11 protein-coding genes are annotated in these 12652 nt (G+C 70.4%); 5 read left to right on the plus strand and 6 right to left on the minus strand.

The window, feature by feature from the left end:
- The 3 genes from FM112_RS02480 to FM112_RS02490 all read right to left on the minus strand — a co-directional run.
- Positions 1-599, minus strand: a 599-nt coding sequence (locus tag FM112_RS02480) for a biotin/lipoyl-containing protein (RefSeq protein ID WP_303394033.1), incomplete at its 3' end; no start/stop codon positions are given.
- Between the two features lie 37 nt (positions 600-636).
- Positions 637-2010 (minus strand): dihydrolipoyl dehydrogenase, encoded by a 1374-nt coding sequence (gene lpdA, locus FM112_RS02485; RefSeq protein WP_087002969.1) that lies wholly within the window; start codon positions 2008-2010, stop codon positions 637-639.
- Between the two features lie 169 nt (positions 2011-2179).
- Entirely contained in the window at positions 2180-3649 is a 1470-nt protein-coding gene (locus FM112_RS02490) for a leucyl aminopeptidase (protein ID WP_087002972.1), read from the minus strand.
- Positions 3650-3734: 85 nt separating this feature from the next.
- On the opposite strand from FM112_RS02490, the gene FM112_RS02495 reads away from it, so the two are divergent.
- The 5 genes from FM112_RS02495 to ectB all read left to right on the plus strand — a co-directional run bounded on the left by FM112_RS02495 (position 3735) and on the right by ectB (position 9738).
- Positions 3735-4646 (plus strand): proteasome assembly chaperone family protein, encoded by a 912-nt coding sequence (locus tag FM112_RS02495; protein ID WP_087002975.1) that lies wholly within the window; start codon positions 3735-3737, stop codon positions 4644-4646.
- Between the two features lie 66 nt (positions 4647-4712).
- Positions 4713-6056: a nitrate/nitrite transporter gene (locus tag FM112_RS02500; protein ID WP_254910333.1), complete on the plus strand. Its 1344-nt coding sequence runs from the start codon at positions 4713-4715 to the stop codon at positions 6054-6056.
- Positions 6057-6232: 176 nt separating this feature from the next.
- A complete protein-coding gene (locus tag FM112_RS02505; protein WP_254910334.1) occupies positions 6233-7639 on the plus strand; it encodes an RNA polymerase sigma factor in 1407 nt (468 codons plus the stop codon).
- A gap of 102 nt (positions 7640-7741) precedes the next feature.
- Entirely contained in the window at positions 7742-8443 is a 702-nt protein-coding gene (locus FM112_RS02510) for a coenzyme F420-0:L-glutamate ligase (protein ID WP_087002980.1), read from the plus strand.
- 32 nt (positions 8444-8475) lie between these two features.
- Positions 8476-9738 carry a diaminobutyrate--2-oxoglutarate transaminase gene (gene ectB, locus FM112_RS02515; protein WP_087002984.1) on the plus strand — a complete coding sequence of 421 codons (1263 nt, stop codon included), beginning with the start codon at positions 8476-8478 and terminating at the stop codon, positions 9736-9738.
- A gap of 80 nt (positions 9739-9818) precedes the next feature.
- Here the strand turns inward: ectB and FM112_RS02520 are convergent, their stop codons facing one another.
- Genes FM112_RS02520 through FM112_RS02530 form a run of 3 tightly spaced genes read right to left on the minus strand, consistent with a single transcriptional unit; the run spans position 9819 to position 12632 of the window.
- Entirely contained in the window at positions 9819-10835 is a 1017-nt protein-coding gene (locus FM112_RS02520) for a sugar-transfer associated ATP-grasp domain-containing protein (protein WP_087002987.1), read from the minus strand.
- 46 nt (positions 10836-10881) lie between these two features.
- Positions 10882-11949 carry an alanine racemase gene (locus FM112_RS02525; protein WP_087002990.1) on the minus strand — a complete coding sequence of 356 codons (1068 nt, stop codon included), beginning with the start codon at positions 11947-11949 and terminating at the stop codon, positions 10882-10884.
- On the minus strand, positions 11946-12632 hold the full coding sequence (locus tag FM112_RS02530) for an alanine racemase (protein ID WP_087002993.1): 687 nt from the start codon (positions 12630-12632) through the stop codon (positions 11946-11948). Before FM112_RS02530 ends, FM112_RS02525 begins: the two co-directional genes overlap by 4 nt.
- Positions 12633-12652: the final 20 nt, after the last annotated feature.

The following is a 12652-nucleotide window of genomic DNA, read 5'->3' on the forward strand; positions in this document are numbered from 1 at the left end:
GCGAGGACTGCGCCGACCTCGACGGTCTCGTCCTCCTGGACGAGGATCTCCTGCACGGTGCCCGCCACGGGGGAGGGGACCTCGGTGTCCACCTTGTCGGTGGAGACCTCGAGCAGCGGCTCGTCGACCTCGATGGTGTCGCCCACGTTCTTCAGCCACCGCGTGACCGTGCCCTCGGTGACACTCTCGCCCAGGGCGGGCAGGAGGACGTCCTCCGAGTCGCCGGACGCGGCTTCGGGGGCGGGCTGCTCGGCCGCGGGAGCGCTCTGCTGCGCAGGCTCCTCCTGGGCCGCGGGGGCCTGCTCCGCGGGAGCCTCCTCGGCGGCCGGCGAGCCGGCGTCGTCCGAGGCCTCGGGCGCGGCGCCGTCGCCGACCCGGGCGAGGACTGCGCCGACCTCGACGGTCTCGTCCTCCTGGACGAGGATCTCCTGCACGGTGCCCGCCACGGGGGAGGGGACCTCGGTGTCCACCTTGTCGGTGGAGACCTCGAGCAGCGGCTCGTCGACCTCGATGGTGTCGCCCACGTTCTTCAGCCACCGCGTGACCGTGCCCTCGGTGACACTCTCGCCGAGTGCCGGGAGCGTTACTTCCTGACTCATTACAAGTTCTCCTAAGTGTTGTTCTACGAGGGCCGGACTACATCGCGTGCAGCGGAGTGCCCGCGAGGGCCAGCATGGCCTCGCCGATCGACTCGCCCTGAGTCGGGTGGGCGTGCACGAGCTGCGCAACGTCCTCGGGGTAGGCGTCCCAGTTCACGATCAGCTGCGCCTCGCCGACGAGCTCGCCCACGCGGCCGCCGATCATATGGATGCCCACGACTGGGCCGTCGTTGACCCGGACGACCTTGACGGACCCGGCGGTGCCGAGGATCGAGCTCTTGCCGTTGCCCGCGAGGTTGTACTCGTAGGACGAGATCGCGTCCTCGCCGTGCTGCTCCTTGGCCTTGGCCTCCGTGAGCCCCACCGAGGCGATCTGCGGCTCGGAGTAGGTGACCTTGGGGATGTTCACGTCCGGCACGAGCACGGGGCTCTGCCCGGCGATCTGCTCGGCGACGAAGATGCCGTGCTGGTAGCTGCGGTGCGCGAGCTGCAGGCCGGGCGTGATGTCGCCGATGGCGTAGACGCCCGGCACCGTGGTCTGCAGCGTGTCGTCGACCTTGACGAAGCCGCGGTCGAGCTCCACGCCGACCTCCTCCAGGCCGATGCCGGAGGTGACGGGGCCGCGGCCGATCGCGACCAGGAGGACGTCCCCGTCGATGGTCTCGCCCTTGTCGGTCTTCACGTGCACGCCGTACTCGTCCTGCGTGACGCCGTCGAACTTCGTGCTGGTCTGGAAGTCGATGCCACGCTTGCGGTACGCCCGCTCGAGCTGCTTCGAGATCGAGGCGTCCTCGGCCGGCGCGAGCGAGGGGAGGCCCTCGACGATGGTCACCTCGGCGCCGAAGGAGCGCCAGAGGCTGGCGAACTCGAGCCCGATCACGCCGCCGCCGAGCACCACGGCCCGCTGCGGGATCCAGTCCATCTGGAGCGCCTGCTCGGAGGTGATGACGTTGCCGGTGATCTCGAGGCCGGGGATCGACTTCGAGTACGAGCCGGTCGCGAGCACGACGTGCTTGCCGGTCAGCGTGTCGTCGCCCACCTGCACGGTGGTCGGGGAGGTGAGGCGGCCTTCTCCGTTGAACACCTCGACCTTCTTGGCCTTGAGCAGCCCCTGAAGCCCCTTGTACTTGCCCGAGACGATGCCGTCGCGGAACGCGGCGACCTTCTCGGCGTCCACGCCGTCCAGCGTGAGGTTCACGCCGACGCGGGCGCCCTCTTCGGCGGCCTCGGCGAGCTCTGCGCTGTGCAGCATCGCCTTCGTCGGAATGCACCCGCGGTGGAGGCACGTGCCGCCGAGCTTGTCCTTCTCGACGACTGCGGCGCTCAGGCCCAGCTGCTTGGCACGGATCGCGGCGGCGTAGCCAGCGCTACCACCGCCGAGGACGACAAGGTCAAAATTGTGATCTGACACCCGGATTGCTCCCCTGGTTGTGTTGGACATTTCGCCTGCAGCGTGGGATTGCCCGCTGCTTCAAAGCGCGGCTATAGCCACGGGCAAGCCTACACCTCGGCACCTTACCCTTCCTCAGGCGGAAAGTTTATTCCGTCAGGCGAGAAAGTTTCGGTGCCGAGGCGGGGCTCTAGCCGTTCAGCGCCGCGATGGTCTCCACGAGCGTGCGGACGGGCACCCCGGTGGCGCCCTGCGGCACGTATCCGTAGGCCGACTTCGTGTCCGCGGGACCCGCGATGTCGAGGTGGATCCACGGGATGGCCCCGTCCCCGTCCTCGCCGATGAAGCGCTCGAGGAACGCGGCCGCGAAGAGCATCCCGCCCGAGCGGTCGCCCGGCTTGGCGTTCACGATGTCCGCGACCGGGGAGGTCAGGCGCTCCTTGATCTCCTCGGGGATCGGCATGGCCCAGGTCGGCTCGCCGGCCCGCTCCGCCGCGGCGAGGACGCGGTCGCGCCACGCCTCCTCGTTGCCCATGAGCCCCGTGGTGCGGTCTCCGAGCGCGACGACCTGGGCGCCGGTGAGGGTGGCGATGTCGACGATCACGTCGGGGGCGGCCTCGGAGGCGAGGGCGAGCGCGTCGCCGAGCACGAGCCGGCCCTCGGCGTCCGTGTTGGTGACCTCGACGGTGGTCTTCGAGCGCATCGTGATGACGTCGTCGGGCTTCAGCGCGTTCGCCGAGGGGAGGTTCTCCGCGAGCGCGCACCACCCCGAGACGCGCACCGGCAGCCCGAGCGCGGCCACGGCCCGGATCACCCCGGCCACCGAGGCGGCGCCCGACATGTCGAACTTCATGCCCACCATCGACGCGGCGGGCTTGAGGGAGAGCCCTCCGGAGTCGAACGTGATGCCCTTCCCCACGAGCCCCACGTGCCGCTCGGCGCCCTCCGGCGCGTACTCGAGGCGCACGAGGCGCGGCGGGTTCGCGGAGCCCTGCCCGACGCCGGCGATCCCGCCGCAGCCCTCCTCGATGAGCTTCGCCTCGTCCCAGACCTCGACCGAGACGGGGCCGTCCCGGAACTCGGCGGCGATGTGGTCCGCGAAGCTCTCGGGCACGAGCTCGTTCGGCGGCGTGTTGATGAGGTCGCGGGTGAAGTGCACGGCATCGGCGAGCACCCGCGCGCGCTCGAGCGCGGCGGCGCGGCCCTCGGCGAGCACCGATACGCGCTGCTGCTCGGGTGCGGCGGACTCCTCGTCCTGCCCCGACTTGAACCGGTCGAACCGGTAGCCGCCGAGCGCGTGGCCCAGCGCGAGCGCCTCGACCTCCTCGGCGCCGGCGTCCGCGAGGTCGTACACGACGGCCTCCTCGGAGCGCAGCGCCCGGGCCGCCGTGCCCGCGGCCCGCCGGAGCGCCTCCGGCGTCCGGTGCTCGCCGATGCCGATCAGCAGCACGGGCGCCTCGGGCGCCGAGCCCGCCGAGGCGAGCAGGCGCTGCGTCGCGCCCGCCTTGCCGCTCACGTCGAGCGCGGCGAGGCGCTCCTCCGTCAGCCCCAGGTCCGTGCCTGCGAGCACTTCGACGGGATCGCCCTGGCGGACGGGGACCACGGTGATGGAGCCTGCTGCGTAGGCCTCGGTCGCGAGTGAAAATTCTGGAATGCTCATGCATCCGAGCCTAGCCACGGGCTGCGGCGCGACGCTCTCAGCGAACCGAACCCGGCGGCGGACCCCCAGCCCGTACCATGAGGGCATGGCAGGCAGCGGCTCGATCTTCCGACCGGGAAACGCGTGGCACAGGGTGCCCGCGGGGCTTCCCCTCGTGGTGCTGCTCACCGGATACCGGGACGCCGGGGCGACGGTGCGGCAGTCCATCGAGGCGATCCTCGAGCACGGCGAGGGCAGCGTGGTCGCTACCTTCTCGCCGGACGAGCTGCTCGACTACCGGGCGCGCCGCCCCGTCGTGAAGATCGACGGCAGCCTGATCACGAGCTACCGGACGCCCCGGCTCGATCTGCAGCTCATGGAGGACTCCCTCGGCAAGCAGTTCCTGCTGCTGAGCGGCTACGAGCCCGATTTCCGCTGGGGCGAGTTCGCCGAGGCGGTCGTGGGGTTCATCCGCCACTTCCGGGTGAGCACGACCACGTGGGCCCACGCCCTGCCGATGCCGGTGCCGCACACCCGCCCGCTGCGACTCGCGGTGACCGGGAACCGGGAGGACCTGGTGGACCAGCTCTCGGTGTGGAAGGCCAAGGTCGAGGCGCCCGCGCACGTGGCGCACCTCCTCGAATACGAGCTCGTGCAGGCGGAGCTGCCGGTGGTCTGCCTCGTGGCGCTCGTGCCGCACTACCTCGCCGACGGCGACGTCCCCGCGGGCGCGCTGCGCATCCTCGAGGCGCTCGGCACCGCGACCGGCCTGCTCATCCCCACGGAGGACCTCCGCGAGCGGGAGCGCTCCTTCCGCGCCGAGGTCGACGAGCAGATCGACTCGAACGAGGAGGTGCGCAAGCTCATCGCGGCGCTCGAGGCCAGGCACGACGGCTTCCTCAAGGGCACCCCGCAGGAGAATCCCTTCGCGGATGCGGCGGGGGAGCTGCCCACCGCCGATGAGATCGCCGCCGAGCTCGAGGGGTACCTCTCCGCGCGCCGCGACCGCGAGGACTGACGGCGGGGCCGTGCCCGGATCGGCGGCTCCGCACCGCGACGGCGGGAAAGTGCCACACTTGAAGCCGTGACCGAAACGCAATCCCTCCCGACGACCCAATCGCTCAGCCTCATCCCCAAGCGTCTGCCGGGCGTCATGTTCGCGCTCACGCTGCTCGCGTACGTGGTGGCGGTCACCCAGCGCAGCTCCCTGGGCGTCGCGGGCATCGACGCGATCGAGCGCTTCGACGCGACGGCCACGGCGCTCTCGACGCTCGCGGTGATGCAGGTCGCCGTGTACGCGATCATGCAGATCCCGGTGGGCATGCTGCTCGACCGCTTCGGGCCGAGCCGGCTGATCGTGAGCGGGGCCCTGCTCATGGCCCTCGGCCAGGTGGTTGTCGCCATCGCCCCTTCGCTCGAGATCGCGGTGCTGGGCCGGGTGCTCGTCGGCATCGGCGATGCGACGACCTTCGTCGCGGGCCTGCGGATCATCGGCGCCTGGTTCAAGCCCAGGCGGGTGCCGATCATGCAGCAGACCTTCGCGACGGTCGGCCAGGCCGGCCAGTTCCTCTCCGCGGTGCCCTTCGCGCTGCTGCTGCATCTCAGCGGCTGGACGGTGGCCTTCCTCACCGCCGCGTCGCTGTCGGCGATCGTGCTCATCGCCTGCCTCGCGGGGCTCCGGGACACCCCCTACCGCCGGTTCGCCGGGCAGTCGGTCTCGCTCCGCGGCGCGTTCGGCAAGCTCGGCGACGCCTTCGCCCGACCGGGCACGCGCCTCGGATTCTGGTCGCACTTCACGACGCAGTTCCCCGCGACCATCTTCGCCCTGCTGTGGGGCTACCCGCTCATGGTCGAGGGGCTCGGCTATCCGCCCGAGCTCGCGTCGGTGATGCTCATGCTGCCGGTCGTCGCGGGCATGTTCCTCGGCCCGCTGCTGGGCATCCTCACGGCGCGCTACCCGCTGCGGCGATCGAATCTGGTCATGCTCAGCGGGCTGCTCACCGCCGCCGTGTGGATCCTCGTCATCACGCTGCCGTTCACACCCCCGCTGTGGCTGTTCATCCTGCTGCTGGTCGTCATGGGCGGGGCGAGCACGGGATCGACCATCGGCTTCGACTTCGCGCGCACCTTCAACCCGACGTCGAGCTACGGCTCGGCCTCCGGCATCGTCAACGTGGGCGGCTTCACGGCGAGCGCGCTGTCCTTCCTGCTGATCGGCATCGGCATCGACTTCGGCAAGCACCAGGGCGTCTCCGACTGGTTCCCCTACCAGATCGCGATGTGGGCCGTGCCGCTCGTGGTCGGACTCGGCCTCATCGGCCTGCTCGTCGAGCGCCGTCGAGCCCGCTCGCGGATGGCGGCCGAGGAGGGCGTCGTCGTCGCGCCGCTGTGGAACGCCGTCATCCGTCGGTGGCGCCGCCGCCGATAGGGCGGCCGTCGCGGCGGGGAGCGGGAGCGCTCGAATCGCCGCGGAGGGGGCCTGGGAATAAACACAGCGCCCCGCGTGTAATACTAGTTGTCTGTCCCAAACAAGACCCGCGGGCATCGCCGCAGGACTTGACTTGGGCCTTCCTTTTGCCCAAATCCACGCGAAGGGGTTCACTCATGGCAACAACGACGAACAATGCTGCAACCGGCCGCTCCAAGGACGAGCTGTCCGCGATGAAGGTTGTGGACCTCCGCGCACTCTCCAAGGAGCTGGGCGTCCGAGGCGTGTCCGGCCTCGCCAAGTCGGCGCTGGTCGACGCCATCCTGGCGCACCAGTCGGGGGACGCGGCGGCACAGAAGCCCGCCCGGAAGACCGCCTCCAAGAAGAAGGCCGCCTCGAAGCAGTCCGAGGGCGGCGCGGAGGGCGAGGACAACGTCGTGATCGACCTCGACGAGGATCACGAGGTCGACGAGTCCGACATCGAGGGCGTCGAGACCGAGGAGCAGCGGGCCGAGTCCGATGAGGACGAGGACCTCGGCAAGCGCGACGAGAAGTCCGAGGACGCCGAGGAGGACGCCATCAAGGCCGAGTCCGCGGTGAAGGCGGCCGGCGCCCTGGTGCTCAAGCACACGGACGACGACGAGACCCCGGTGTACTCCGGGCAGATCACGGGCGCGACCGCCGACCCGGTGAAGGACTACCTCAAGCAGATCGGCAAGGTCCCGCTGCTCAACGCCGCCGAGGAGGTCGACCTCGCGATGCGCATCGAGGCGGGCCTCTACGCCGAGGACAAGCTGCTGCGGTTCCCGGACATCGAGCCGAAGCTCAAGCGCGAGTACAAGTGGATCATGCGCGACGGCCGGCGGGCCAAGAGCCACCTGCTCGGCGCCAACCTGCGCCTCGTCGTCTCGCTGGCCAAGCGCTACACGGGCCGCGGGATGCAGTTCCTCGACCTCATCCAGGAGGGCAACCTCGGCCTCATCCGCGCGGTCGAGAAGTTCGACTACACCAAGGGCTTCAAGTTCTCGACCTACGCGACCTGGTGGATCCGTCAGGCCATCACGCGCGCCATGGCGGACCAGGCCCGCACCATCCGCATCCCCGTGCACATGGTCGAGGTCATCAACAAGCTCGCCCGCGTCCAGCGCCAGATGCTGCAGGACCTCGGTCGCGAGCCCACCCCGGAGGAGCTGGCCCACGAGCTGGACATGACCCCGGAGAAGGTCGTCGAGGTGCAGAAGTACGGCCGCGAGCCGATCTCGCTGCACACCCCGCTCGGCGAGGACGGCGACTCCGAGTTCGGCGACCTCATCGAGGACACCGAGGCGGTCGTCCCGGCCGACGCGGTGAGCTTCACGATGCTCCAGCGGCAGCTCGAGTCGCTGCTCGACTCGCTCTCGGAGCGCGAGGCGGGAGTCATCCGCATGCGCTTCGGCCTCGGGGACGGCATGCCGAAGACGCTCGACCAGATCGGCGAGACCTTCGGCGTCACGCGCGAGCGGATCCGGCAGATCGAGTCGAAGACCATGGCGAAGCTGCGCCACCCGTCGCGTTCACAATCGCTGCGCGACTACCTGGAGTAGGCTCGGGCCATCCCCGCTTCGCCCAGGGCCCGCCCGTCGCGGGCGGGCCCTTCGGCCGATATCCCAACCAGCAACAGTGGCTCGCCCCAGAAAGTGATACGCATGCAGCCGAATGACGGCAAGACGCTCGAATCCCGCGTGGACGGAACGACCTACCAGCGCATCCCGATCAAGACCCACGTCGTGATGCCCGAGGACGATCTCCGCCAGGTCATCCGCCAGTACGCGCTGCCCGAGGTGCAGGACGGCGACGTGCTGTTCGTCACCGAGAAGATCGTCGCGATCACCCAGGGCCGCTCGATGCTGCTGGACGAGATCGAGCCGCGCCCGATGGCGAACCTCCTGGCGAAGTACGTCACGCAGACGCCGCACGGCATCGGCCTCGGCATGCCCGAGACGATGGAGATGGCGCTGCAGGAGTGCGGCACGCCGCGCATCCTCGCCGCGGCGGCCGTGGCGGCCGTCACCAAGAAGCTCGGGCGGAAGGGCGACTTCTACCGCATCGCGGGCGAGAAGGCGCGCTCGATCGACGGCCCGACGTCCGGCACGATCCCGCCGTACAACAGGTCCGTCGTGCTCGGCCCCGCGAATCCGATGCTGGTGGCCCGCGACCTCAAGATCCTCCTCGGCAACAAGGTGGACGTGCTCGTCGTCGACATCAACGACATCGGCGGCAACATCCTCGGCACCACGCTCGACCCCAAGCTCAACGACGTCTGGGTGCGCGTGCTCCAGGACAACCCGCTCGGCCAGGGACACCAGTCGACGCCCCTCGGCATCCTCCGCAAGACCGACGCCAACTAGCGGCTGACCCCACCAGCAAGAAAGGAGTGGCCGTGGATCTTTCCGTCTTCGCCACCATGGAATCCGAAGTGCGCAGCTACGTCCGCGCATTCCCGACGGTGTTCGACACCGCGCAGGGCTCGATCCTCACCGACGTCGAGGGCAACGAGTACATCGACTTCTTCTGCGGGGCCGGCACCCTCAACTACGGGCACAACCACCCCGCGCTGCAGAAGGACATCATCGAGTACCTGAGCGGCAACAAGATCCAGCACGCGCTGGACATGGCGACCGACGTCAAGAAGCGCTTCCTCGAGCGGTTCCGCGACGTGATCCTCGAGCCGCGCGGGCTCGAGTACAAGCTCCAGTTCTCGGGCCCCACGGGCGCCAACGCGATCGAGTCGGCGTTCAAGGCCGCCCGCATGGCGACCGGGCGCAGCACCATCGTGGCGTTCACCCACGGCTACCACGGCCTCTCGATCGGCGCCCTGGCCGCGACGGCGAACAGCTGGTACCGCCAGGCCGCCGGCGTCGGGCTCGACGACGTCGTCTTCCACCCCTACGACGGCTACTACGGCGAGGACATCGACACGGTCGCGCTGCTGCGCAAGCACCTCGAGGACCCCTCGAGCGGGCTCGACCTGCCGGCGGCCGTCGTGGTCGAGACGGTCCAGGGCGAGGGCGGCGTCAACGTCGCGAGCGCCGAGTGGCTGCGCTCGCTGCGCGAGCTGTGCACCGAGAAGGGCATCGTCCTCATCGTCGACGAGATCCAGATCGGCATCGGCCGCTCGGGCAAGTTCTTCAGCTTCGAGGAGTCGGGCATCGTGCCCGATATCGTCACGCTCTCCAAGTCGATCTCGGGCTACGGCTTCCCGATGTCGCTCGTGCTGCTCCGCCCCGAGTTCGACGTCTGGAAGCCCGGGATGCACACCGGCACCTTCCGCGGCAACTCGATCGCCTTCGTCGGCGCCGTGCGCTCGATCGAGGAGTTCTGGGCGAACCCCGAGTTCGAGGCGCAGATCGCCGCCCGCTCGGAGATCGTCGTGCAGCGCCTCGAGGAGATCGCCGCGCGCCACCCCGGCGTGTTCTCGGTGCGGGGGCGCGGCCTGCTGCAGGGCCTCGTGAGCGAGCAGGATCCGGAGCTCGGCGGCGCGATCGCCCGCGCGGCGTTCCAGGAAGGCCTCGTGATCGAGACCTCCGGCGCTCACGACGAGGTCGTCAAGGTCATGCCTGCGCTGGTCGGCGACGAGGAGACCCTGCGCGAGGGGCTCGACCGCCTCGGGCGCGCGGTGGACGCGGCCCTCGCCGCGGCGTAGCCCCGCCGAGTCGAAGAAGGCGGGCCCTCCCGATCGGGAGGGCCCGCCTTTTCCGCGCCGCGGTCCGGCCGCGGAGGGGATCAGATGTCGATGTACTCGCGGATGCGGGGGAGCGAGCCGGTCCAGATGCCGGTGGCGCTGGGCTTGTTCTCGTAGGCGCCCGGGGTGCGGTTGCCCTCGACGATGATCGGGCCCTCGGGAGTCACGACCACGTCCCAGGCGATGTAGGGGATCTCGGGGATGGTCAGTGCCAGCTCGGCGCAGAGCCGGAGCACGGCGGGGGTCTCGGGCAGCTGGAAATCGGGGATCGAGGCCCCCGTCTCGGGGTGCACCCCGTAGATGTGCTGGTGCGAGCCGTAGCCGGGGCTGATGGCGCGGCCGTTCTCATCGAGGAGGACGAAGAAGCCGCCGAACGCCTGCTGATCGCTCGCGCCCGAGCCCACGCCGAACTTCTGGGCGAACGAGACCACCTCGACCTCGCCGTCGTGGAGGAAGGTGGTCACGCGCGTGGTGTTCACGGTGCCGGGCGCGACCGCCATGAGGTCCTCATGCTGCACGATGTACTCCTCGAGCAGCGTCTGATCGCGCTTGACGAGGAACTCCCGGAACCCCTCCCAGTCGTCGACCTCCTCGGCGCGGTAGAGATCGACCCCGTAGCCGGAGTTGCTGACGGGCACCTTCGCGATGACCTTGCCCTGGCGGGTGACGAACTCGCGCAGCTCCTCGGCCGAGTGATCGGTCACCACGAACCATTCGCGGTGGAGGAACTCGCCGAAGCGCTCGTTGAACTTGATCTTGTTCTCGAGCTGGTCGAAGTACTCGGGGTCGTTGTACTTGGCGACGATGTGCGCGCTGATCGCGTTGGTCAGGTAGGTGCGGCGCTCGGCCTTCTTCAGGATCGCGAAGTCCCAGTCGAGGTAGTCCTGGAAGTTCGTCCCGTGGATGAAGGATTCGAGGAGCATGTCGCCGAGCACGACCGGCCAGCAGCGCGAGTGCTGCCGTGCCGTCTGCTTGGCGCGCTCGACGACGCTCGCGAGATCGAGCACGCGGGCGCGCTCCACGAGATAGCCCACGCGGGAGGAGAGGTTGATGCCCAATGGTCTGCTTTCTTGGTTGACGGTCAGGGGTGGATCCGCGGTCGCGCTAGCGGATGCGGCGCGTGACCCGGGCGGTGACGCCCGTGACGATCTCGTCGGGCACGGTGCGGAAGGCTTCCGCCCATCGCTCCGCGGTGGCCTCGCCGTGTTCGCCGTCGCCGAAGCAATACGCTAGCGAACCCGGCCCGATGTCGATACCCGGCACCCGGTCGACGATCGTCCGGTCGACCTCGACCCGGCGGATCGGATGAGGCGCGCCGTCGATGCTCAGCCACATCTCGCCGTCCGGAGCGCTCTGCAGCCCGTCGCCGAATCCGACGCCCACCGCGGCCTCGGACTCGGCGACGCTCAGCACGGGCGCGGTGAGCTCGAGCGCCAGCCGGAGGCCGAGATCCCGGCCGTCGCGATCCTCGAACGGCGAGATGCCGTAGGCGCCGAGGCCGAGCCGGACGAAGTCGAGCCGCGATTCGGGGAAGTCGATGCCCGCGCCCGAGGCCGCCGCGTGCAGCACCTCGAACTCGGCGCCGCGCCCGCGGGCCCGGTCGACGGCGGCGGTGAACTGCGCGAAGGAGCGCTCGTCGTCCTCCGGGCTCGTGTCGGAGAAGTGCGTCCAGGCGCCGCGGACGCGCAGCCGACCCTCGCGCTGGAGCGCGAGCGCGGCGTCGACCAGCGCATCCCATTCCGCGGGATCGGCGCCGCCCCGATGCAGGCCGGTGTCCAGCTTGAGGTGCACCGCGAGCCGCCCCTCGGCGGCGTCGAGCGTTGCGATGCGCTCGAGCTGCCACCGGCTCTGGACGCCGAGCTCGAGCCCCGCGCGCTGGGCGAGGGCGAAGTCGCTCGACGGCCCGATCCGCCACACGAACAGCGTGCCGGCCGCCCCGAGGGACCGGAGCTCGGCGCCCGTCTCGATGTCGAGGGCCGCGAAGTCCTCGACGCCCTCGGCGAGGGCGGTCTCGTAGACGGGGCGGAGCCCGTGCCCGTAGGCGTCGGCCTTGACCACGAGCATGATGCGCGACGGGGCGAAGGCCGTGCGCAGCGAGCGCAGGTTCCAGGCGATGGCCTCGCGGTCGGTGGTCAGCACGGCGCCGGGCGCGCCGTCGGCGGTCTCGGTCATCGGCGGACCTCGATTCGGGGGACGGAGGACTGGATGCGGCTCGTGAGCGCGAGCGCGGGGATGCCGGTGGCCGCGGACCACCCGGCGACCGGGCTGCCCGGCCCGAAGAGCTCGACGCGATCGCCGACCTGCGCATCGAGATCGCGGATGTCGACGCTCAGCAGGTCCATCGAGATGGCGCCGGCGATGCGGCAGCGCTCGCCCGCGGCGACCGCGTCGCAGCGGTTGGAGGCGCGGCGGGCGACGCCCTGCGAGTAGCCGATCGCGACGAGCGCCAGGACGGTGTCGCGCTCGGGCCGGTAGGTGAAGCCGTAGGAGACGCCCTCGCCGGCGCCGATGGGCTTGCGCATGATGATCTCGGCCCGCAGGGACATGACGGGGGCGGCCGCGCCGTCGGTGCCGAGCACCGCGCCGGGCGCGACGGCTTCCGCCGCCGCCTCCTCCGCCGAGGCCGTCCGGAGGCCGCGCAGAAGGTCCGCGGGCAGGCCCCCCGGTCCCTCGGGGCTGAGGATCACGCGCTCAGGCACTCGGCCGATGTCGGCGGCGGTGCGCAGCACGCGCTCGAGCCCGTGCCCGTAGGCGTCCGCGCGGAGGTCGAGGATCTCGGGCTCGACCGCCCGAAGGTTGTCGGCGAGGGCGCCGAGATCGATCTCGGCCGCCCGCGGTGGTGCGCTTGCGCTCATGCTGTTCCTTCCGAAGCGCC

It is taken from the genome of Gulosibacter sp. 10 (assembly GCF_900163695.1).
Taxonomy (GTDB): domain Bacteria; phylum Actinomycetota; class Actinomycetes; order Actinomycetales; family Microbacteriaceae; genus Gulosibacter.